General features: G+C 65.6%; 15 protein-coding genes. 9 read left to right on the forward strand and 6 right to left on the reverse strand.

What is annotated here, in order from left to right:
* Window positions 1-42: 42 nt before the first annotated feature.
* Both GXP74_RS01625 and GXP74_RS01630 read right to left on the reverse strand, forming a co-directional pair.
* Window positions 43-1,041 (reverse strand): DUF2637 domain-containing protein, encoded by a 999-nt coding sequence (locus GXP74_RS01625; protein WP_182449622.1) that lies wholly within the window; start codon window positions 1,039-1,041, stop codon window positions 43-45.
* 226 nt (window positions 1,042-1,267) lie between these two features.
* Complete coding sequence (locus tag GXP74_RS01630; RefSeq protein ID WP_370468362.1) at window positions 1,268-3,046, reverse strand: DnaB-like helicase N-terminal domain-containing protein; 1,779 nt, start codon at window positions 3,044-3,046, stop codon at window positions 1,268-1,270.
* A gap of 271 nt (window positions 3,047-3,317) precedes the next feature.
* Here GXP74_RS01630 and GXP74_RS01635 point away from each other — a divergent pair, with 271 nt between their 5' ends.
* From GXP74_RS01635 to GXP74_RS01645, 3 genes are all read left to right on the forward strand, one after another.
* On the forward strand, window positions 3,318-3,935 hold the full coding sequence (locus GXP74_RS01635; protein WP_182449623.1) for a helix-turn-helix transcriptional regulator: 618 nt from the start codon (window positions 3,318-3,320) through the stop codon (window positions 3,933-3,935).
* Window positions 3,936-4,095: 160 nt separating this feature from the next.
* Window positions 4,096-4,404 (forward strand): excisionase family DNA-binding protein, encoded by a 309-nt coding sequence (locus GXP74_RS01640; protein ID WP_182449624.1) that lies wholly within the window; start codon window positions 4,096-4,098, stop codon window positions 4,402-4,404.
* 14 nt (window positions 4,405-4,418) lie between these two features.
* Entirely contained in the window at window positions 4,419-6,176 is a 1,758-nt protein-coding gene (locus GXP74_RS01645) for a site-specific integrase (RefSeq protein ID WP_182449625.1), read from the forward strand.
* Between the two features lie 337 nt (window positions 6,177-6,513).
* Here the strand turns inward: GXP74_RS01645 and GXP74_RS01650 are convergent, their stop codons facing one another.
* From GXP74_RS01650 to GXP74_RS01660, 3 genes are all read right to left on the reverse strand, one after another.
* Window positions 6,514-7,275, reverse strand: a complete 762-nt coding sequence (locus GXP74_RS01650) for a hypothetical protein (protein ID WP_182449626.1) — start codon at window positions 7,273-7,275, stop codon at window positions 6,514-6,516.
* A gap of 77 nt (window positions 7,276-7,352) precedes the next feature.
* Entirely contained in the window at window positions 7,353-8,663 is a 1,311-nt protein-coding gene (locus GXP74_RS01655) for a HEAT repeat domain-containing protein (RefSeq protein WP_182449627.1), read from the reverse strand.
* Window positions 8,660-9,190: a hypothetical protein gene (locus tag GXP74_RS01660; RefSeq protein WP_182449628.1), complete on the reverse strand. Its 531-nt coding sequence runs from the start codon at window positions 9,188-9,190 to the stop codon at window positions 8,660-8,662. The genes GXP74_RS01655 and GXP74_RS01660 overlap by 4 nt, the downstream gene beginning before the upstream one ends.
* Window positions 9,191-9,659: 469 nt before the next feature.
* Here GXP74_RS01660 and GXP74_RS01665 point away from each other — a divergent pair, with 469 nt between their 5' ends.
* Complete coding sequence (locus GXP74_RS01665; protein WP_182449629.1) at window positions 9,660-10,043, forward strand: hypothetical protein; 384 nt, start codon at window positions 9,660-9,662, stop codon at window positions 10,041-10,043.
* A 295-nt stretch (window positions 10,044-10,338) separates the two neighbouring features.
* Here the strand turns inward: GXP74_RS01665 and GXP74_RS01670 are convergent, their stop codons facing one another.
* A complete protein-coding gene (locus GXP74_RS01670; protein ID WP_182449630.1) occupies window positions 10,339-11,229 on the reverse strand; it encodes a DUF559 domain-containing protein in 891 nt (296 codons plus the stop codon).
* Window positions 11,230-11,794: 565 nt separating this feature from the next.
* On the opposite strand from GXP74_RS01670, the gene GXP74_RS01675 reads away from it, so the two are divergent.
* The 5 genes from GXP74_RS01675 (at window position 11,795) to GXP74_RS01695 (ending at window position 23,610) form a co-directional block, all read left to right on the forward strand.
* Window positions 11,795-13,084 carry a helix-turn-helix domain-containing protein gene (locus GXP74_RS01675; RefSeq protein ID WP_182449631.1) on the forward strand — a complete coding sequence of 430 codons (1,290 nt, stop codon included), beginning with the start codon at window positions 11,795-11,797 and terminating at the stop codon, window positions 13,082-13,084.
* Window positions 13,085-13,145: 61 nt separating this feature from the next.
* On the forward strand, window positions 13,146-14,390 hold the full coding sequence (locus GXP74_RS01680) for a hypothetical protein (protein WP_182449632.1): 1,245 nt from the start codon (window positions 13,146-13,148) through the stop codon (window positions 14,388-14,390).
* The gene (locus GXP74_RS01685) at window positions 14,387-17,701 is read left to right on the forward strand and encodes a hypothetical protein (RefSeq protein WP_182449633.1); all 3,315 of its coding nucleotides are present in this window, start codon (window positions 14,387-14,389) and stop codon (window positions 17,699-17,701) included. Before GXP74_RS01680 ends, GXP74_RS01685 begins: the two co-directional genes overlap by 4 nt.
* A 40-nt stretch (window positions 17,702-17,741) precedes the next feature.
* Entirely contained in the window at window positions 17,742-20,576 is a 2,835-nt protein-coding gene (locus GXP74_RS01690) for an RNaseH domain-containing protein (RefSeq protein WP_182449634.1), read from the forward strand.
* Window positions 20,577-21,612: 1,036 nt separating this feature from the next.
* Entirely contained in the window at window positions 21,613-23,610 is a 1,998-nt protein-coding gene (locus GXP74_RS01695; RefSeq protein ID WP_225447655.1) for an ATP-binding protein, read from the forward strand.
* Window position 23,611: the final 1 nt, after the last annotated feature.

Here is a 23,611-nt window from a genome sequence, read left to right on the forward strand (position 1 = left end):
ACCGGAACAGGTTCCGGTCCGGGCGGCGGCCAGGCGTGGGCATCAATCCTCGGCAGGGTGCTGGCGGCCCTCGGCGGCCTGGCGCGCCAGGGCCATGGCTTCACTCAGTCGCCCGTGGCCCGCTCCCAGGCCGGTGGCGGTGATGGCCTTCCGGGCGCTCTCGCGGGTGATCTGGTCAGGATCCGGGTGCGCCGCGCTGATGGCCTCGGCGAGTTCGTTCAGGGTCGCCTTGGGCGGGCGTCCACCCTGACTCGGCTGTGGGCGCGGTCCAGAACCCTCCTGCAGGACCTGACCTGCGCCGCTGCTGGCAACGGCGGGCTGTGGCGGTTCCTGCGGGCCAGCAGCGCCGTCGGTGTCCTGTTGAGTCTTCGGGGTTACGGCGGCGGCCTGCGGCGCGGCCTGGTGGCCGCCAGCGAGGGCCTGGCCAGCAGGCTGCTCGCGCGGTTCTGGCATCGGGCGGTCCAGAACCCCGGCGGGGGTTCCGGTGGCCGGGTCGGATCCGTCCACAACCTGCGGGCGGACTTCGGGCCTCGCGTCCGGAACCGTACTGGCCGAGTTCGCGGGTGCGCCTCCGTAGCGGGAGATCAGGACGTGCAGGTGGGTCGCACCGCCCAGGGCGAGTGGCGGTATCGCGGACAGGACCACGACGGCGGGGTTGCCGAGGTGGAGGGTGGTGGTGCCGGGCTGGTTCAGGTCCAGGGCGTGCAGGGCGTTGGCCCAGATGCTGGCGCTGGTGGCCGCGCCGAACAGCATCCAGGCATAGAGGCGGGCGGGCAGGGGTGCGGTGCGCAGGACCAGGACGGCGCGCACGCCGTAGGCGATGAAGCCGTCCACCAGCGGCGGGTACACGTAGGACAGGGGCTGCAGGATGTGGGCGGCGGTAGCCATCTGCTGCAGCGCGGAGTACGACAGGGCGAAACCGAGCACCCCGAGCAGGCCCACCGCGACCCGGTCCCAGCCGTTGGCTCGGTGGGCCGACCCGCTGTACTGCGGAAGGTGGGCGTCGGTATGCGTGGCGGTAGCGGCGGGCGTGGTGGTCATATCTGCTCCAGCGGAGAGGAATTGGGGAGGCCGAGGCAGTCAGGGCTGCCGGCCGGCGCGGGTGGGCTATGCAGCGGCTCCCCGGCGCGGTCAGGGGAGCAAGAAGCTGGATCACGGGGCCCTGGTGGACGTTCACGGGCGGGCATACACGCAATCCCCCCTCTTAAGGGGGGGCTTGCGCGTGAACGCTGGCCGCGTGTACGCCGTGTACGGTCGCGTGAACGCTCTACCTGCGGGTTTGCTTCGGACCGTGATCGGTGTGTGCGTTCTGGGCACGGTTCGGGGCATCGGGGCCGCGTGTACGGTCCCGTGAACGCTCCGCGCCCGCTGCTGTGGCCGCTCTGGGGCTGCGGTGCATGGCCGCGACGGCACGCTGGTCCTGCTCGACGGGCTCTGGGCGGGGGCCGGGCACGACGGCGAGGGGAATGACGGGCTGCACGGCCGCCACCACGGGCTCGGCGGTGGGCTGGTGGGTGTTGGGGGTGATGTGGCGCTGGGAGGGGGCGTAGCGGGTCTGCTGTCCGCCTCCCCGTCCCCCGGCGGCTCCCCCTTCCTCGACGGCGAGGCCGCTGTCCACCAGGTTCTTCAGGTTCCGTCGGGCCTTCTCGACCGCGCCTCGGGACGGGTTGGTCTCGCCGGTCATGATGCTGGCGAGGTCCTTGACGGTCAGGCTGGTGGGGGCGTTGCGCAGGATGGTGATGGGTTCGAGGGTGTTCTCGACGTGGCTGGTGCCGCGCACGTGGTCGTGGATCACGGCGAGGGGGCCGACTTCGCCGGTGACGGTCTTGAGGTGGTGGATGGTGACGGCGGGGTCGCCGGCCTCGCCGTTGACGAACAGGACGCTGCCCACCCCGGAGGTGAGCCAGGTCGAGCCGTAGACCCGGTCGAGGTTGGGGCGCTGGCCGCGTGTGGCTTCCTGGCCGGACTTGCGCTGGTGGTGCAGGTCCATGATCTGGACGCCCTCGCGCAGGGCGCGGCTGCGGGCGTTGTTGTAGGCCACCGCGAGGGCGTCGTCGACCATCGTGCTGATGGCGTCCTTGAGGCTGTCGATGACGATTGTGTCGGCGCGGTGGGCGGCGGCGAGTTCGGCCAGCAGGTCCGGTTCGCGGTCCAGGGTGGCCGGCAGCGGCCCCTCCCAGACGACCAGCCGTTCGCGCATCAGGGCTTCGTCGGCGGGGGTGATGGTGCGGGCCATGGCGCGGGCGATCTGCATCGGCCGGTCCAGCGCCAGGTACAGGACGCGTTCGACGGGGGCGACGGGCATGCCGAGGGCGGTCTGGTTGATGCCGATGCGGGCCAGCACTACCTGGTGGGCGATGGAGGTCTTCCCGACGCCCGGAGGGCCGACGATCATCAGGCTCTCGCCCGGTGCCCAGGCGGTCTGCTCGCGGGTGCCCCAGAGCGGTTCCTTGTCGGCGCCGGTCTTGGTGACGAAGTCCCAGCCGTTGACGATGTGCCGCGACAGGCGGCTAGAGCCGTGGGAGAGGGCGCGCTCACCCTCGGCGCGAAGCTCTGCTGTGATCGCGGTGCGGATCTCGTCTGGATCAGCACCAGCCGCCATGGAGCGCTGAACCGTCCGGATGCCGGAGCTGTGCAGGGTGCGCAACTCGGCGGCTCGTCGCACGATCCCGGCGTAGTACTCGGCGTTGGCAGTCGCGGGCGGCGCTGCAGCTACCAGGGCGTGCAGGTAGTCCTTGCCTCCGACCCGCGACAGGTTGTCCTGGCGGCCGAGGTAGTCGCCGAGTGCGATGGGGTCGGTGGGTGCGCGGGCTGCCTGGAGAGCCACGATGGCCCGCCAGATGGTTTCGTTCGCCGGCCGGTAGAAGTCCTGGGGCTCCAGGATGCTGCGGACTGCCTCCACCGCGCCGTCGTTGATCATGCACGCGCCCAGGACGGCCTGCTCCGCGCCTGGGTCGTGGGGCGGCTGGCCGACGGCAAGCCCGTCGACCTCGGTCCGACCAGCGCGGTTCGACGCCTCGGGGTCGGGGACCGTAGGCTTGTGCACAGCGATGTCCTAACTCGCAGCTTCTGGGTGGCTACCCGGCTTCTGCGACGTCGACTGTTCCAGGGATGGGCGGTTCTCAGGTTTCGCTTCAGCCCTCGGTGTTCGTGCACCGGGGGCTTCGCTCATTGGGGCACCAGGTGGCTAGCCCTGCACCCGCCGTTCCGAATCGACTCGGAACGGTGTTTGTGTTTCCTGGTGCATCAGGGTAGCTTCATGATCAGGCCGATGCAAACAGGGTCGCCGATGGCGATCTGATCCGTGGAGGATTGCCGTGGAGGAAGACAACCGCCTGGGGCGGGCGCTACTGGGCAGCGAGGAATACGCGGCCCAGCGCATCGCAGCTGAGCGGGAGAAACGGGAGTGGAGCACCGCGACCCTGGCCAAGCAGGTGACGGAAGCCGGATGTCCGATGAACCAGTCGGCGGTCTGGCGTATCGAGAACGGCGATCCGCCGCGCAGGATCAACCTGGACGAGGCCGTCGCCTTCGCACAGGTCTTCGGTATCTCCCTGGACGACCTCATCTCTCCGCCGCAGATCGTGATCACACCTGAGCTCAGGAGCCACTTCCGCAACCTGTTGGACGCCATGCGAGCCAGCAAGGAGACCAGCGACGCCGTGTACCGGGTCGCCGAGGACCTCGACGGCTACGCGAGAGCCCACCCCAAGGAACTGGCGGCGATCCGCGACATCAGCATCCTTCTGAGCGACGATCCCAACACGACCTTCGGACTCAGCACCCTTGGACGCCCCTTCCTGGAAGCGCTCGGAATCTACGACTACTACCTGGAACAGAGGGAGCGGGAGTCCCGCAAGGTCTCGGAGCACGTCGAGAAGAGCCTTGAGCTGGACGAACTCCGGGAACGTCTCAACGAGGAATTCCCGCACTGACCCGGTCTCCCGCCAGCCACGGGAGCTGAGAGCTAGCAACGCCGGACGACGGGCGCACGAACGCCCAGGCTCCGCATGCGCCACAGCAACTTCACCGCACCGCCCATCCCTGGACCACCGACCACGGCCGCGCACAGCCAGCGCGCCGGGAGGACCTGCCATGCTCCAAATCTGCCTGACCGCCGCCGACATAGCCGAGGCCCTCGGCGTCACCGAGAGCCAGCTGCGCCGGGCGCTCAGCGCTGCCAACGCGGAGAGGGTCGACTCCACCTTGGTCGCCCTCACCGTCGCCGAGGCCGGCCGACGACTCGGAATCGGCCGCACGAGCATGTACGGGCTGATCGCGGCCGGGGAGATCCCCACCATCCTGGTCGGCTCCGTACGCCGAGTGCCAGCAGCGGCACTTGACCAGTACGTCTCGGCGCGCCTTGGTACCAGTGACGCGCCCGTCCTGCGTGTCGCAGCCTGAGCGGGGGCGGCAGCATGACCTCGAAGAAGTCCCGCCAGCCCAACGGCGCCTCCTCCGTCTATCAGGACAAGAACGGGCGCTGGCACGGTCGCGTCACCGTCGGCGTCAAGGACGACGGCAAGCCCGACCGCCGCCACGTCACCGCGAAGACCCGGCCGGAGGTGATCAAGAAGGTCCGTGAGCTGGAGAAGCTGCGCGACGCCGGAACCATCCGTAAGGCCGGCAGCCAAGCCTGGACCGTCGGGGCCTGGCTCACCCACTGGATCACCCAGATCGCTCCGCTCACCGCCACCGAGAACACCCTCGACGGCTACGAGGTCGCGGTGCGCGTCCACCTCGTCCCCGGTCTCGGTGCACACAAGCTCGTCAAGCTGGAAGCCGAGCACCTGGAGCGCTTCTACGCGAAGATGCAGCGCAACGGCAGCAAGCCCGCCACTGCCCACCAGGCGCACCGCACACTGCGCGTCGCTCTGGCTGAGGCCGTGCGCCGAGGCCACCTCGTGGTCAACCAGGCCGTCATCGCCAAAGCCCCTCGCCTCGACGAGGAGGAGGTGGAGCCCTACACAGTCGAAGAGGTCCAGCGGCTGCTCGCGGCGGCGGCCAAGCGACGCAACGCCACACGCTGGGTGTTCGCGCTGGCCTTGGGTCTTCGACAGGGCGAGGTCCTCGGGTTGCAGTGGAGTGACGTCGATCTGGCCTCCGGCGTGGTGCGCGTCAAGCGAGGCCGACTGCGTCCTCGCTACGCCCACGGATGCGGTGACACCTGCGGGCGCAAGCCGGGGTACTGCCCCCGGCGCGAGCAGATCCGACGCGAGACCAAGGACACCAAATCCCGCGCGGGCAAGCGCACCATCGGTCTTCCCGACCAGCTGGTCCATCTCCTGGTCGCGCACAGGGTGGAGCAGGATCGCGAGCGCGGCTTGGCCGGCGACGAGTGGACGGACAAGGACTACGTCTTCGCCTCGCCGACCGGCGAACCCCTCATTCCCAACACTGACTACCACCACTGGAAGGAACTGCTGGCGGAGGCCGAGGTCCGGGACGGTCGCCTCCATGACGCCCGCCACACGGCATCCACGGTGCTTCTACTGCTCGGAGTGCCCGAACGGATCGTGATGGCCATCATGGGCTGGTCCTCCTCGTCGATGGCCAAGCGCTACCAGCACGTCACCGACCCCCTGCTCGCGGAGACGGCGCAGAAGGTCGACGGGCTCCTGTGGGGTGCGGCCGAAGCCCAGCCCGCGAGTGCTCAGATCCTCCCTCCCCGTCTCGACGTTGAGGCGGCCGTACCCCTCGTCTTCGTCGCAAGGGTCGGCCAGCACCAGATCCCCTTCGTGTCCCGTGAACTCGCCCTCGCCGTGGTGGACCAGTGGGGTGCCGACCACGCCGAGGCGACGGCGGCCGTCGAGGAGTGGGAGGTGGAGAAGTGGGAGCTGGAGAGTCCTCTCGGAAAGGCGGAGGTCTGCGAGTCCGTCCCGACTCGACGGCTTGTCCACCGCGCCAGTGCCGTCTTCCTCCCCGGTGGCTCCGAGTCCGCAGCAGAACTGCCCGAACAATGGGCCGAGTTCGCGTGGGAGTTCGAGGTGGATGCTTACACCGCTCGGCCGGCCGCCTGGCGCACGCTACGGCGGAGCGGGTCGGGCCAGGAGGTCGAGGCCCACGTCCGCGGCATCGATGCCGATGCCGTCGCCGAGGCATTCGCCCAGGCGCGAGTCCAGGCCGTCGACCGTGCGAGGAACCCGGGAAAGTACGGCGACACGGACGAGTGGTGACGTTGTTCGCCCAGGTCCGCGTACGTCCGGCCGGGCTCAACTGAGACCAAAACTGAGACCAAAAGCGCAGAGGGCCCGCACCGGTGAACGGTGCGGGCCCTCTGACCTGCGGAGGATACGAGATTCGAACTCGTGAGGGGTTGCCCCCAACACGCTTTCCAACTGTTCGTCCGGGTGTCCAGCGGGGTACATCCGCGTCCTGACCTGCGCTGAGTGAGGCCATCCACCCTCTGTGGACCCTTGCGAACGAGGCTGAATGCAACCCCAACTGCAACCCTCGCCGTAGCCTTGGCTCGCGGCGCTGGATGGAGCATTGGCCTGGACATTGCCACCGTGATCAGAACGGTGGGTCTTCTCGGAAGCCGCCGTTCCACAAGGGTGGCTCCGCGTCCTGCAACGGTGTTCCGGGGGTGCCAGGCCGTCGGTGAGCGTGGCAACCCCAGGCCGTGCAGGCGTCGACGGCCCGAGAGCGGTGCCAACGGTCCTGGCTGCTCGCCAGGAGCCTGTGGAGCAACGGCATCAGTGCCTCGCGATGCTGGGCGAGTTCCGGGGCTTCGACCATGGGGACCACTGCAATCAGTGCGGCCTCCCGTACTTCCTGGTCGGCGTCGGTGAGGAATGGTACTGCCGCGTGAAAGAGCACCTGTCGTAGCGAGCGCAGGGCTTCCTGGGCTGGGTACGGCTCGAAACCGTGGCGGCGTCCCAGTTCCAAGCACGAGTCGTCAGCGTCATAGGCGACTTCGCCGAGCCAGTCCAGCAACGCCGCGCGGAACGCCCTCGGCCGCAGTTCCGTCCCCGGATGCGTCCTGAGATGCACCAGAGACACTGCACGCGGATCGGACAGGATGCCGGCGAGGTAGAGGGCCACGGGTGCAGTTGCCTCGTAGGTCGAGTTCTGGTGACGCACCGGCTCCAGGTTGTTCAGGGCTTGCGCCTGCACGACCGGGTCGGGATCCAATAGCGCGGTCAGCTGCGGGCGGGGGTCCCACGGGCCCGGGTACGCGTGCTTCAGCGACTGCCAGTCCGTGTCGCGGAGCAGCACCTGTGGATCAGGTAGGCAGGAAGCGGCAGCGTCGGCCTCGACGTCGGGAAGGGTCACCCGCAAAGCGTACGAGGGCGCCACTATTGCCGTGACCACCGAAGAAACTATCCAGGGAACGAAGGAGATCGACGCTGTCACATGCGAAGCGCTCCGTACGGAGCGCCGAGGCGGCGGCCGTATTCGGTGAGGGCCAGCAGGCCGATGCCCCGGGCCGGAGTGCCCGCGTCGATCGACAGGGGGTCGAGGCTCAGCTCCCCTGCCAGTTTGGTGGCGATTTCGAGCAGTTCCCACATCCACTCGTCGTCGTCCTCGTCAACTTCCAAGTGCTCCGCTGTCAACGCGGGCAGTCCGAGGGCGGTCCGGCGCTCTTGCTCGTAGGCGAGTGGGATCCCGAGGTCCAGGTGCTGCGTATCGTCGCCCGGGATGTATGCGAGGCGGCGCAGGGTCTCGCCGCGCTCGGCGACCAGGACGGCCGAGCCGTCGTTCTGCGCTCCGTACCAGTACGCCTGGGCGCGCCCGTACCGGGCGCTGAGGCGTTCGCACGCGTCCAGTACGTCAGCCTCGCGCTCAGCTGCGCTGGGGTCGCACCAGGAGCCGACGACCAGGGTCCAGCCAGCGAGTTCGGGCGTGACGAACACTCTTCGATACCGGTCGTGCGGGTCGTCGTCGAGTCCGCCGTGGCTGTCGCAGTCCGCGGCGTGGACGCCGGTGGAGAACGGCACCGGATACGCAGCGGTCAGGCCGAGCATTTCCGTGACGCCGGCCTGGTCGCCGGTACTCACCGCGATCCAGGAGAGAAAGCAGCACGCGAGGGGGACCGGTAGGTCGTCCAGCAGCTTGATCTGGACAAGACGCTCCAACGCTGCTCGGTCAGGCGCACTGATCGCCCCCTCGCCGCCTATCTCCGCCAGACACTCCAGGGCACCCCCGCGCGCCGAACCAGGTCCGTTGCGGCGTACCGACTGCAGCAGCGGCACAACGGCTGCTCCCCACGAACAGAAGGCGTGGACAGCGGCCTGCCGCACCTCCCTATTGCCGTCGCCCAGCAGCGGAACCAGCCGTTTCGCTACGGGCAGCGCGTCCTCGCCGCAGCCTTTGATGCCGCTGACCGCTGCCCGGCGTACGAAGGGATCGTCGTGGGCTAGTGCCCGCAGGTATCCATCCAGCACCGAGGTTCCCAGCCTCGTGAACACCCGCAGCGCCCGCCAGTGCGATCCCGGCACCGCGTCCTGCAGGGCATCGAGCACCGGTTCGAAGCCCGGGGCGCCGATGCTGCGCAGCGCCGAGAGCAGCGCGGTTTCGGTCACCGGGGAAGCGTCGTCGCGCAGTGCGTCCATGAGGGCGGGCAGCGCCGCGGGACCGAGCGCGGCCAGGTGGGCTCCAGCAGCGTGCCGTTCCACCTCCTCGCCGGCCGACAGGGCCAGAACCCACTGCCGCACGGTCATGCCAGGTCCTTGAAGAGCGCGTCGTACGGCTCGTCCTCCGGCGTGAAGACCAGAACGAAATCCCTGCCCGTCACGGTGGCGACCTCCCGCAGCCGGGCCAGCGCGTCGGCCTCCGTCGGGAGGGAGAGACCGAGGGCAGCTGCCGCCCGGTCCCGTCGAGCCCAGAGATCGGGTATGTCCACCAGGTACCCAGCGGCGAGCTCGCGGCTCCGCTCCACGGTAAACGTCCGGCAGTCCTGCCACCACGGCACCACCAACAGGAACTGCAGCAACTCGGGCAGTCCGACGGCGACCAGTGACGCACGGCCTTCGGAGTCCGCGAACAGGATCGGCCGCTCCTCGCCGCCCTCACCGCAGAAGAAGTACGTGCCCCCGGCTCCGTGCCCGGCGAAGCCCTCCAGCGCCGTGCCCGAGGCAAGGTGCACCTCTTCGACGTGGTCGCCCCGGTCCAGGTCGAAGTCACCCGGCCAGGCCAGAAAGGCAGCGGCATCGTCGTGGGTGCGAACGGCGGTGATCAGCGATTGCATGCACCGCACCCTAGTGAGTGGGACTGACAGCCCGCTGCGGGTAACTGCAAGCCTCGCCAGCGCTGGACCCAGGCGCCTCCGCCCGACGTGCGTTCCACTGCCGTACCACTCTCAGGACGGGCGGAGTTCTGCCTGCGGACGCTACGGGTAGTCAGCCGAGGCGCGCCAACGACGCGGCGTCACCCACCTGGCTCGCTTCCGGATGCTCCAAACCAAGCCCCGGCTTAGTGTGAAGGCAGCACCTGATTAGGTACTAACGTGCCCGTCTCGGCTGTGCGAATTAGCAGAGGTTAGGTGTTAATTGGTTACTCCAGTGTTCCGCAAGCCAGTTCCATTGGGATACGGCGCTGCATTGACCTCTACAACATACATTGCTTCTCCGCTCCTCGCGGGCTTCAGTGTCACTGCTATAGGCTTGGTCGGTGCGACCCAAGAGAAATTTCGGTGGCCAGGAACGACCCTACTCCTTTTGACGATCGCCATCATCTTTTTGATCGCTAGCCTCCAGTTCGGAATCATCTGTCAGAAATTCTTCTACTCTCAAGAGGAGTTGAAGAACTGGTGGACGGATCTAGAGTTCGCTTCTCGGCTTACCCTATTTTCGGAAGAGCAAAAGGCTAACTTTGATTCTTGGCAGAAGTATGGATGGCTGGCCTTGGCTTGCTATAACACAGGGGTCGCCGTGCTCGCGGCGTCCTTGGCCACCCTGCTCTCACCACTTCCAAGCGAACATGGAGCAGTTGCATACACCAAGAGCGCCAGTGCCCTACTAATGGCGGCGGGCGCGATCGCCGTTGTCGTATATGGGGTAGTCACGGTCTTCCAGGTTAAAAAGATGGGAAATTCCTCATGAGCTGCTATAGCCAATGCCCTTGCTGTCACATGACAAAGCGACACTACAATGGTTGCCCGCTCAAAGATTTGAGCATGAAGCAAGCGGCAAAAGTTAAGTGCCCAGACCGGATTGCAGAAGCTCAATCGCCATCCGAGAAGGATTGAGCGCTCAGACACCTTACGGCTTCTGTCGGGCTGAGCGTTCGCCCCCTGGTTTCTAGCTGGCAGGCCATAACCGTTACTGCTTCGGCCGGGGCCGCCGGCAGGCTCGCTGTACGAAGGGCGCCGCCGCATCCTAGACGAGGATTTCCGCCTTAGACCTTCCGAGCCCAGGCATTGACCATTCTGGCTGCCTGGCGAACGCAGCCGGAAGAATCATTTACGATCTCTGCTCCGCTAAAGCGAATGAGTCGCCAACCGTGGAATTCTAGATCTCGCTGGCGAGCGCGATCCCGAGTGAATGACTGCGGAGAAGAATGCCAGGCGTAGCCATCCAGCTCGATTGCAATCTTCTTTTCTGGAATGGCAAAATCCAGCCGATATTTTCCGCCGAGAACGGAGTATTGTGCCCGAAGGTCAGCCAACTCCGCAGGGGTGATCTTCTGGTAGGCATCCCAAAAGGCCTTCTCGATTGGCGATTCGAGCTCGGGTGTCGCTATTGCTAGCCTATTCAGAGCCTCGATCGGGGTTCTCGCGATAATGGTCTTAGCGCAAGAGAAGGCGAACCACATATCACCAAGAATCCAGTCTTGGTTGGCTCGCCTTAATTCGCCGGGGTCGTTCGAAAGTCGTGGCTCGACAGGGGAGGCTATAATGATTTCCTTGCCGCGCCCGTAAGCATATCCAATTTCCACCAGTGTCCCATATGCCGTACTGTCGTCAAGCCAGGCAAAGAAGATGTCTGCGCGATCTATGGCAGCTAGGCACAGGTCCCTGATTTTCTCGCGATGTGGGGCAGGATTTGCCCCTCCGCAGATCCCTCCACTGAAGCCACATCCATGTGAGGTTGATCCATGCCCACATCCATGGTCATCGCTCATAAAGAATGGGCCAATATAGTCAAATTTGCCGAGGATTCCTCGGCTGATAGTCGGCCAATCCGGCTCAGGCTCGCCTCCGCTCGAACCCCAGGCACCCCTCAGGGGAACCAGGGAGTGCCGCCAGTCGTTCTTGGCGATCTTTCCTGCCAGGTAAATCGATGTCATGCGCTTCTCCAAATCCTATTTATCGGTAGCTGGTGTACCATCTCGAACCCACCCCTAGGATTCAAGAGGTGGGAGTGAGCCATTAATTGGCCGAATTGCCTCTGCCCCTTGCGGGTGAAACGGCTCTCGAACGCCGACACCACACCGCTAACATCACGCTCGACGCGTGTCAACCCACCGCGTGTCACGGGCGAAGACCTCTGTTCGAGAGGGGTGCCCCGCTCTTGTGCTCGACGTCACGCACGAGGCATACGGTAGATCGCGGCCTCGGCCAAAGGGGTCAGTCTGCCGATGTCGACTGACTTGCTCGCCGATTCTGGTCCGGACGGGGCCACTCCAGGTGGAAAGGCGACCACCTTTGATCCCGTAGTCCCAGGGTGGATGGCCCGTCGTCGAAGCTTCTTTCGGGGTTCAACTTCGAAGCGGCCGGCTGGTGTCGGCAACGGCTGTTTTCACCCGTTGCCGACAGCTGGACCGTCTGTACGAACCCCGGCCGTCTGACTGCCAGTCGGCCGGCGAGCTGGCCTCGCGCGGTGACTAGCCCGCTTGCAGTGGCACTATTGCAATGAAGTCTTCATTCGACTTCTATTGGTTCATGCCTCTCCCGCTGCGCACGATCGACCCGTCACGACTGGTGGCTCGGCGTGTCGAGCTGGGACTCACGCGCGCGGCGCTGGCCGCAAGGGCTGGGGTCTCGCCCAGGATGATCTTCTTCTACGAAGAGGGCAGGCACACCCCTACGCCGCCTCGCCTGGAGCAGTTGGCGGCTGCTCTTGGGTGTGAGGCGGATGCGCTTACCGGGGCGCCGCGTGGACAGGAGTCGCTGGTCGATCTGAGGTACGCCGCCGGACTGACTCTTGACCGAGTCGCCGAGCTGCTGCGTGCTTCGTCGGCGGGGCGGGAGCTATGTGTCTCAGCGCCCAAGATCTCTGCGCTTGAGAACGGACGGCAGGTCAGGGGACGCCACTGGGAGGACCCTGAGGCGACCGGTCGCCTGCTCACCCCTCTGGCCAAGGCATACGGCGTGCCTGTGCGCATGGTGCTGGACGCGTGGATGCGCACGCGAGTGGACGAGCCCGCACCGGTGCTTGCGGACAGGCGGAAGCGGGAGCCTTCCCGGGCAGCCCAGGCGACATGGGAGTCTTTGAACGAGCGTCAGCAGGTCTATCTGGGCGAGATCATGCGGGACGACCGTATGACGGCGACGGAGATGTGGATGAGGAGGGTCCAGCGCCTGGCTGTGCCGCGGGCGGCCGAGTGGCGCAAGCTGCCGTTGACGCTCAAGGCTGGGCCTTCCGCGGTCGGGTACACCCGGCTTCAGGAGCGGCTTCGTCAGCGCGGAGTGCATGATCCCGGTGCCGGGCAGACGGTGCACGCGTTGGAGCGGCGCGGGTTGCTGGTGATCACCGAGGACACGGTCGAGCATCCCGTTGGCGGGGAGGTCGGGCGAGTGCTGGTCGAGATCACCAAGCGTGGCCGCGCGGCGGCTAGGGCCGGACTCGGTGAAGCGAGCGAACCTGAACCTGGGGCGCACTTGCTCTCGGAGTGGCTCTGGGGGGTCCTGTCCCGCGTCGCAGCTGCCGAACCCACCGGGCTGGACGACGACCGACTGGCGGGCCGTTCGCTCTTCTTTATCGGCGTGGGCTATGCGGGCAAGCCGGGGGGGCAGCCGAGCCGCGGCCTGGTGGACTCTGTTCCGGTCCTGGCACCTGGAGGGACACACGTCGCCGAGTACCGATGGCGGCTGACCCAGCTCGGCCGGCGCCACGTAGTGGAATACCTTGACGTCTACCGAGAACTCTATCCGCGCACTAATACCACAGGCCTCGACGGGCTCATGGGTGGAACGCGGTAGAGACGTCCCCTTTCTGCTCAACCGGCCCGATTGTCAGAGGTGCCATTTATGCTCCAGAGTTGTGACAAGTCCCACGGACGAAAACACGCAGACGCTCGATGAGGTCAGGGTCCGCTATCTGGTGACCCGGGCTGCTCTGCGCGCGGCGAAGGCTATGACTACGCCAGCGCTGGAACCCCAGCAGCGCCTGGTGACCTTGATGGAGTGCCACGGCACGATGCTGGCGGCTCGCGGCCCTGGTCGCCCTCTGGCGTTCGGAGAGTTCCGGCGCGCGCTCAGGGGCGACCTGGCCGACTTGCTGCCGGAAGGCGTCAGTTCCCTGGACCTGGAAGGGATCCTGGTTGTGGACCAGGACGGACAGGTCACCGAGGATGCCTTCGACTTCGACCTCGAGCAGCAGATGCTGTTGCACACGATGCGCAAACTGGACGCCATAGCGGGCGTTGTCAGCGATCGGGAACTCCAGTCGGAGATCGACCAGGAGACGGCCTACGCCCTGCTGCGCAAGCAGGGTGACCAAGTCGTTTACGAGGCTGGGCGGAAGGACCTGATCCGACTTCCCGCTGGTCCGGTTGACGACCTCTGTGAGCTGAAGCTGCCTCCGTTGGTGGCGGACTTCTACAGGGATATCTCGTACGACTCGGTCTACCGGGGGTGGTGGTTCCCGTGCCCGATCTGTCGTTGGCCGATGCGGATCGTCGTCCGGAAGAACGCGGTCACCCCCGTGGGAGCGGCGCGATGCTGGTACGCGCCGCATGCGGACCTGGGAGCCTCCTACCTGTTCCGCCTACCGGCGGACTTCAGTGCACCCGAACTGCTGCCCGAACCGTCGCCGCCGCGCCCGGATGGTCGCGAGGCGGTCCTGTATCCGGAGGTCAGGGAAGTGCCGCAAGCGCTGCTCGCCGAGGGCCACAAGGCCCTCACCCGCGGAATCTGGCGCTACACGACCGTTCCCGGCCTGCCCGAGCTGGCACTGTACGAACGGCTCGCCGAGCGGGGGCTGAAGGTGACGTTGTGGCCGGGGTTGGACGCCTACGACCTCCTGGTCGAGGTGGGCCCCAAGCGGGGGAAGAAGACGCCCTTCAAGGTCGACATCAAGGACTACACGTCGGCAGTGACGCTGGCGAACCTCGTCCATGCGCAGGAGGGCGACCGAGGCGGTGCCGACTGGCTGGTGGTGCCGGACTACCGGGCCCGCCAGGTGCCACTGCTGTCGGGTGTGTGCGCGAAGTACAACATGCAGGTGGCCACCGCATCCGAGTTCGGCGAAATGGTCTGCGAGAAGGCAGGGGTGAGCTGGACATGAGCGACATGCCGATCGGGGACACCGCAGTCTGTACGGCGCTGGCGCTCGCAGCCCACTACTTCCCCATGGCTGTAGAGGGTGATTCCCGCAGTGCTGCCCCGTTCGCCAAGGCGGCGTTCCTGGTCTCGGGGAAGTACCAGGCCTGGGACCGGTGGGCAGATCTGCCCCACGAGGAGAAACAGCGGATCGCGATGGTCTGCTCCATCGCTCCCGGCGAACTCGCTGACGTTCGGACGTTCTCGGTTGCGGCGCGCTCCATGCTGACACCGCTGGGCGCCGACGAATCGAGTGACTCGTCGGTCATGGCTTCGTTCGAGCCGGTGGGCGACAACCCCTTCACAGCGCAGGCCGCATTCCCCCGGCTCGGGGGCGATCCGCTGGGCTACGTCGACCGTATGACGACCCGCTTCCGGCGTCCTAGTGCCCGCGCCCGGCCTCCTGAGTTCGCGGGGCCGGGAACGTGGTTCACCGGGGAGATCTTCGTGAAGGACGTGGGCCAGGTCCATGGACGACTAGTGATCCCCACCTATCCCCAGTTCACCGAGGCGCTCAGCCTCGACAGCCTCCCCCAGGTGTCGACCGTCCCGTATCTGCCCGACCTTCGGATCCCCACGCCCGAGCTGCTGGACCTGGCAGAGAAGATCGACATGCGGTACCCGGCGGCGAAGCGCTACCTGCGGCACACCCTCGGGCAGCTCTTCGACGTACTGCAGACCTCGGACACGGTGTCTCCGAGCGACCTGCTGACGCTGACCTCCGGCGGCATGGAGATCTTCAATGCGCCGACCGGCACCGGCAAAAGCGTCCTGGTCCGCGTCATGGCCGCGTGGTTCGCCGCCAACAACCTGCGCATCGCCATCGTGCTGCCGGACATCAAGGCATGCCTGGCCATGACCTGGAACGTGCGCGGGGATCTTGCCCACCTGCACCGCGTCAAGGCCATCGAGCACGAGCCCACCTGCGCGCACCTGATGTCCGCCTCGGGGATGCATGACCGCGCGCTCAAGCTCGTCTCCCTGATCAACGAGGATCCTGACGCACCAGGTGAGTGGGGTGAGCGAGCCGAGCGCGATGTGGATCCCCTGGCGTACGGCTGCGCCCAGAAGACGTTCCTCGAAGCCACCGGCGACTATCCGCCGGGGCGCGAGCCGTGCCTGTCGCTGCACCGACAGGGTGTGGGCTCGGCGGCCTGCCCCTGGATCCCCACATGTGGGAAGTTCGCCCCGGTCTACGAGGCGGCTGCCGCCAGCGTCGTCATCATGAACCACTACGTGTTCATGCAGGGCAACCTGCGGATCGGTGTCAACCTGGACGGTCGGCCCGTACGCAGCATGACCGCTGCCGAATACGCGCTGCGGGCCTTCCACGCGGTGGCCATCGACGAAGTCGACCAGTTCCAGTCCCGAGCCATCGACAAGTGCGCCAGCGAGATCGTCCTGCACTCACGGCGCCATTGGTCTGCTGCGCCTCAGGAGATGGACAGCGACGCGAAGCGGCTGCGTATCGACGATGAGCACAACCTGCTGCCGGCCGTCAGTCATGCCCGGCTCATGGCCGAGTTCCTCTTGTTGAGCATCTGCAAGAGCGCCCTGAGCCTGCACGCCACGGAGGACGATCGGGCCCAGGCCCGCATCCCCGACCAAACCAGCAGTCGCTGGCACCTGGCACGCGGCCGGGACCGCACTTTGATCCGTTCGTTGTGGCCGGAAGCGGACTCGATGGACGGTGCCGACATCCCAGTCGAGCTGTTCCAGCGACTCAACGCTCTTATGCCCGCGCGGTACCAGCGCCGCGACCCGCTCACCGGACAGGCAAGCCTGCTCGAACCGGACTGGCACGAGGTGAGGAACGCGCTCAGCGCACTCGTGGCACCCCGCGGCGAACATCTGCTGGACGCGGTCAAGCTCGAACTTCACGGCCTCCTCGAAGGCACCGTCAAGGACCCGCACCGGCGCGCTCAGGCGATCAACCTGCTGATCACCCGAACCGCGATGGTCGAACTGGACGAGGCACTGTCAGCCCTTCAGGAGAAGGCCCACGACTACCGCTCCTCCGGCCTGCGTTCAGCCCAGAAGATCGCGTCGAACCTGCAGGCCACAGCTGTCTCGTCGGTCCTTCCCTTGGGGATGCTCGGGCGCGCAATCACGGGCTACCGCGTCACCGGACTCGACGACAAGGAGAGGAACGCTGCCCTGGTCGCCCAGACCATCACCGGCGACCCGCACACCTTCACCGCCGAACTGGGCGGAATCGTCTCCCTGATCCTGGCAGGCGTTGAGCGACCGGTGATAGGTCTGTCGGCCACCGCCTACTTCCCCCAGGCGGTACGCGAGCACCTTCACGCCCCAGTGCGCTGGTGGATGACCGACGCCCAGGCCAAGTCCATCCGGGCCAGGAAGCACCGCATCGACTACGGCGAGGGCCACCCACTGTTCGGGGAGCCCATCAAGGTCTCCGGCACCCATCCCAGCCGCAAGAAGGACGCGCTCATCGAACTGGGCAGCAACCTGTACGACCAGTACATCCACCGCGAGCTCGAACGCACGGCGGCGAAAGACCCCGACCGGGCACACGTCCTGGTCGTGGCCAACTCCTACGAGCAGTGCGCCTGGCTCGCCCGCGGTATCGCCAGGGCCGGACGCTACGACGGCGGGCTGTGCCTGGCCGTCCGTGCCGAGGACCGGCACAGCGTCGACTCTGAGCTGCCCAGGGAGAACGTGGCCGTACGCCTGACTGCGGAGGAGTTCGAGGACTTCCCGCAGTACGGGAAGATCCTGGTCGTTCCCCTGTCGCTCATCGCCCGGGGGCTCAACATCGTCGTGGGCACCCGTTCGGCGGTCCGATCGGTCTACCTGTGCGTACGCCCTCTCGCGCTACTCAACGAACCCGCCGAGATGTACGGCAGCATCAACGCCGCCGGCCTGCGAGCCCTGCCGCCAGGCGGAAGCCCCGACCCGTCGCAGAGCTTGACCGAGGCCCGGGAGGCGGCCTGGGACCGCCTGGCGCTCCTGCTGCGCACAGCCCCCCAGTTCACGGCGATGCACAAGTCGCTTCAGGAGGAGGTCGTCGCAGGCATGATCGTCGACCTCATCCAGCTCGCCGGCCGCGCCCGTCGCGGCGGCACAGAAGCCGTGCTGCACATGGTGGACTACGCCTTTCACGAGGACACCTGGAGCGCCGACCTGGAGACAGTCCTGCGCCGTATCCACTCTCAGTGGACCCCCGAGGTGCGGCAGCAGATGAACCGCCTGTATGGGGAGGCCCTCAACGCCTTCCTCTCTTACGCAGGCATCGAGCCCGACGAGCCCTGAGTCCCGAGCAACCGGCCAGAAGCGAAGAGAAAGAGGACGCATGACCCAGCAGGACCGCGAACCCGGCAAGTACCTGAACACGCTCGCCTTCCGCTGCACCCCCGAGCTGGTCGGCGATGCCGCGGTCCACGTGCGGCACCTCGACGAGGCCACCTGGAAGCTCTGGGACGACTTCGATGGGCAGTGCAAGAAGAAGTTCAAGAACGACGCGGCCCAGGCGCCGTACTCCATCGCCACCACCGTGCTCGGGATGCTCAGCGGGGGCTACGTCTACTTCGACCCGGACCGCCGCGCGCCATTCCTCGCCTCGCTTCACCCTCTCGACAGCAAGCTGCTCTGCCGCGTCTTCACCCTGACGTATTGGCTGGCTCTGGGCCAGGAGGTCGGCACCATCGACCTCGCGGTTCCACCGGAACTGGCCAAGCGCATTGCCGACACAACGGAGCACAGGTACCTTCTGGCCGAGTGTCTTGAGCCCACTGCCAACGCTCAGCCCGTTGCTCCCAACTGGCTCTACCGGACAGTATCCTGGCAACTCTCCCGACACCTCGCGGCAACGCCTTGGGCCATCGGGGACGGCAAGACCGTCAAGCTGCGGCCCGACACCACGGGCGGCTTGGTCGCCTTCGACAATCCCTGGCAGAACGAGCAGGGGGGACGCTTCGCGCTCTCTCGCACTTCGCTGAAGCTCAAGACCCTGCCGAATGTTTCCAGCCCTGTGCTGTTGTTGGACTCCCGGGTGAGCCGCATCTCCTCCTCGCTGGTCTTCTCCACCACCGCCCTCGCCGAGCACCCCGGCGAAAACCGCCCCCTTCTGGAGGTCAGCCTCAACGGCTTCGGAGGTGCCCGCACCGTCAACCGCTTGGCCCTTGCGGCCCTTGGCCGGCTGGAAATGGACTACTCCATCCTCCGCACCATCGACGACCGGTCCAAGCGAGAGCAGAAGCTGCTCGCCGAAGCGAAGAAGGCGAAGGAAAGCGCCTCCTTCCCCCGTGACCACCCCGGTCAGGTCTGGCCCATCCTGGGCAAGAACTTCTCGTTCCCCATTGGCACCGGCCCTGGCATGGAGCACCTCAGGCTTCTGCACCAGCACTTCACCACGGTGTTCGACACAACCGCCGAGCCGCTGGAGACGCGAGAAGTACGCATGAACCTCCCGCACCGGCCGACCGACCCAGAGAACATCTCCAAGCAAGAATACGACCGCCGGAAGGCGGAGCGTGTGGAGCATCCCGAGCCGAAGAAGCTGGGTCCGATCCGCCCGCGCGGCAGCCTGTTCCCCACCGCAGAGTCACTCTTCGCGTCCGTCGAGGCTGCGGGCTTCAAGAAGCTGCGTATTGCCTGCCTTTGGTACCGGGATGAGACCCGCCTTCGCATGATCGATACGTTCTGCAAGACCTTCGGCCTCTCCCCCGAGGGCTTGGACCCGCACGAGGGCGAAGAGTTCAGCCTCCACGGCGACCAGATCACCGCCGTGTTCCACCAGGCCGCAGAGTTCCTCAAGCCCGGAGGGCCGGACGGTCGGAGGAACGCGCTGGCAGACACGGGGGCGGCGCTACGTTCCCAGGACGGGATCATCGTCGGCGCTTGGTGCGAGACTGAGATTCCCACCACCGCTGACTTTGAGGGGGCCACCAAGGCAGACCTCGACAACCTCGACGCCAAGCCCCAGAGCAAGCACATCCTCGCGGAACTCGGTGTCCCCACCCAATACGTTCGGGGTATGACTGCGACTGGTGTCCTCAGGCCCAAGGCCAAGGACCACCCCGCGCAGATGGCTCTTCTCGACCTCTACCGCTCGCTCGGCATCATCGATGACCGCATCGCCAACGCGCTCCGGCCAGAGAAAGCAGGCTATCCGGTAGACCGGATCGCACACGTCGGTATCCACATCCGGCAGCAGAACCGCCGCAAGGGTGAGTATGGCCAGCCCAAGGTGGTCATCACCGCATCTGCTCTGGTTCCGCCGCAAGCGGCCGACAGCACTTGGACCATGCTCGGCTGGAGTTCCACCCGGCCTGAGTGGCAGCCCTATCGCTCCGCCCAGCCGGCATTCCATGCCAGCGCCTATCCGGAGGGAACCGGCGATAAGAAGACCTACCGGCAGCGCTGGGACGACGCGGCAGAGACCGTGGAGGGTGCCCTTGCTGATCTCGCCGATGAACTGGACGGCACCCCGTACGTCATCACTGTGGACGAGCTCGCCTCGCGGCGGCTGTGGGACGGATTGCAGAACATGCGGCAGGGCGGCGCGCCGGCAGACGGCGGAAGCCGCTACTGGCTCCCCGGCGCCACTCTGAGCCGCGACGACCGGCCCCAAGCCATCATCCGCATCAACACCGACGACGAGGAGGTGCCGCAGCCAGTGAGCACCGCTCGTATCGCCAAGGCCAAGGCGGGCGAGCCGGTCGAGGGGGACACCGCGACCACGCTCTACCAGGTCACCACTGACTTCGGCACGCCGGTGTGGATCCTCCCCAACGTCCCGCGGGCCTTCGACGGGAGCGGGTCGGACCGACTGGGTTCGAAGTACACGCGCTGGGAGGCCAAGGCTTCGGTCTTCGCCGAGAAGAAGGAAGACCGGCGGAAAGGGGAGATGCCGCAGAACTGGTACGCCATGACAGCTAACGAGATCTATCCGCTCGCCTGCGCCGCCGGAGTATCCGAGGAGGCCCTTGCCATCACCACGGCGAAGCTCTGCCACCAGAGCCAGTTCTGGGACGGCCGCTCCCGCTTCCCAGTCCCCCTGCACGCCGCCAAGCAGATGGACCTCGACCACCCGCAGTACCGACGCACCATCGCGCCGGAGGAGACGCCGACCGTGGAGCCCGGCGTGGAAGAGGAGACCATCGAGGAAGTCGGGCCGCAGAAATAGTGAGTGGTTGTGGGCGGTGCTGGGTGCCCAGCACCGCCCACAACCAGTCGTTCAACGTTGCCCCGGCAATGGCCGCAGGATCCGGGTCTTCGCCTGTTCTTCAGTCGACGAGGTAGTGGGCTTCGATGTAGGCGACGGTGGAGTCGTACGGCTCCCCCAGCGGCTTCAACGTGTACCGGCGGAGAAGTCATCTACCGCATGATCCAGTTCGAGGCGCTCGACCTGTGCCTCGATCAGGTTGTCCGGCACGGCTCGGGCGCAGGCGGCAGGGTAGTCCAACAGCAGAATTCTGCTCTTGCGGTCGATATTGGGGTAGGCCGCCCACCTGCCGATCCCCGGACTGTGGGGTTGAGGTCGGCGACGATCTCGTCCCTGAGTGTTGCCGGGTTCGTCAGCTGCAGGTGAAGGGGATCGGCCAACCGGAGCAGATCCGGATCCTCGGGGCGCATGGCCTGCCCGTAGTTCGTACGAAGCGTGCGCAGATCATCGCTCAGCATGCTGCAGTCGGCTCCTCACCGACAGTCCGTCAGACAACTGAATTCTGACGGTCGCATGCGGGACTGCGGCTCATCTACGTCAGGTGGTCAACCATGACTGCGCAATCTCCGGTTCGCTACCGGAGGGCCGCCCTCACGGTTGGCCGTTTCCACGTAGGCCAACGACCGCTCCAAGATGCCGGTCGATCGTTCGTACCTCGCCTGAACGAGACGGATTCATGGCGAAGGTCGGACTGCTCGACGATCCGGGCCGGCGGTGGTCCGTTGAGGCGAGGGGTGCAGATGAGATCTGAAGCAGCTGTTTGGTGGCAACTGGACTCGAGGTCCGCCGCCACCGTCTGGCGTTCGGCTCCGCAGGTCGTCAGACGAGGGTGAGTTGAAGAGGCAGTCCAAGGGCTGAGGGCGTCGTGCAGATTGAGAGCAGTTCGAGGGTTTTCGAGACTCCGTGTGCGGGGTCGCCTGTAGGATCTTGCCCACTCGGTCGCGGCTACTTTGGTTGTAGCGCCGCGTTGTTGAGGAAGACGCAAGGGGAGCGTGGCGTGACAGGGATCGCGAAGACAGTTCAGATGTCTACTGAACTCAGGAAGCCGCTCACAGCGCTGATCAACAGGAGCTGCGTACCCGTCGGTGGCATCTTCCGACTCGACTACGACTCCGCCGTTGTCCTGACTGATGACTTCAAGAAGCACGAGGCTGGTGGCGTACCACGTGGCGGCTTCCTGCTCGCGGTCGCTGGGGACAACACCGAAGTCGGGTTTGTCCTGGAAGATCAGGAGATCATCCTCCTTCGCGTTCGCGGGACTGCGCCGCTCCCCAACGAGTCGGAACTGATCCAGACTCGCCTTGCCGTTGTCCGAGATGCTGGCGCTTCGGGCGTCGGCTTCGATGACGTCACCGACGTCCTCACCCGCAACGAGCTCCAACAGTCTGCCTTCGATTGTGAGGTTCTCGGGACCTTCTACACGGAGACAGATGCTCGCGACGCTCGGGTTGAGTATGGTGCGGATATCGACAACGTCGTCGTTTCCGCGCGATACCAGGTATTTCTGCCATCGACAGATGTGCTGTCTTGGCTCGCTTCCTACCCGGCGCCCTTGGAAGCTCAGGACGCACTTGTTATTGGCAAGGTCAGGTTCGCTGCGACTCGCCGTAAGGCGTTGATCGCGGGCACCGACCAGGCTGACGTTCGAATTGATGTGTCGGATTTCATTGGTCGGAAGACTGCCGTTTTCGGCATGACCAGGACGGGTAAATCCAACACAATCAAGACGCTTGTTACTGCCGTACACCGATATGGCTCAGAGCATCAGCGTTCGATCGGGCAACTGGTCTTCGATCCTCAGGGCGAGTATGCCAACGTCAACCGCCAGGATGGCACCGGCCTACGTCTGCTCGGCGATGACGACGGCGCCGTGCGGATCTACAAGGTTGATCCTGACCTGTCCGACGCGCGAGAGAAGACCTTGCGCATCAACTTCTACGACCGTGACGTACTCGATGCCGCGTGGAGTCTAGTTAGCGATGCGGCCGCTTCGGTCAACACGAACTATGCCAAGAGCTTTCGCGCTGCAGACTTCACTGAGCCTGATCGCAAAGACTACAGCGCCCATAATCGTTGGGGCTGGGCTCTCGTTGCCTTCTATGGCCTCCTCGCAAAATGCGGGTTCGAGGCCACCAGTTTCGCGCCACTCCGAATAGCTCTAGCCGAAGCCAACGCAACACCATTCCTTACCGCACACCCAGGTGCAATCATGCCCGCTGGCAAGGGCTACTATTCGGTGGGCTCCTCGGGTGACGCGCTAGCGCTCGCGACATGGGCCGGTGGGCACGCGGATACCTTCCCTAAGTGGCACGATGAAAACAGTCGATTCCCGGATATATTCAACGTGTACAACTATACCGGCGTGACTTCAGCTATTCGCACAATCCGCGCCTTTCATGGGCCACAGTCAACTGGAGATGTCGCTGATCTCCTATGGAAGGACATGCTCGCTGGCCGGCTGTCCATTGTTGATCTATCGAGCGGAAATGATCTTGTAGCGAAAGTCATGTCGGAGAGGATTGTTACTCACCTCCTCAATTGTGCCAGCGAGCGATTCCGATCGGACGCTGATCCAGTGGCGATGCAGGTCGTTGTCGAAGAGGCGCACAACCTGTTTGAGCGCGGTGGTCGAGAGGTTGCTGACGACCCCTGGGTTCGGCTGTCGAAAGAGGCCGCCAAGTATCGAATGGGTCTTATCTACGCCACTCAGGAGGTGACATCAGTTGATAAGCGAATCCTCTCGAACACTTCAAACTGGCTGATTGCACATCTGAATTCCGATAATGAGACCCGAGAGCTGGCCCACTACTATGACTTCAAGGTCTGGGTGCCGAGCATTCTGCGCGCTGAGGACGTTGGATTTGTTCGCATGAAGACCTATTCAGGCAAGTATATCGTTCCTGTGCAGATCGCCAAATTTGATCATTCGATGGTCAATGAAGCACGCAAGGCTGCTGGTCTCGCAGCTGTTGACTTCACAGACGGCGGCGAGTGAG

It is taken from the genome of Streptacidiphilus sp. P02-A3a (assembly GCF_014084105.1).
Lineage (GTDB): Bacteria > Actinomycetota > Actinomycetes > Streptomycetales > Streptomycetaceae > Streptacidiphilus.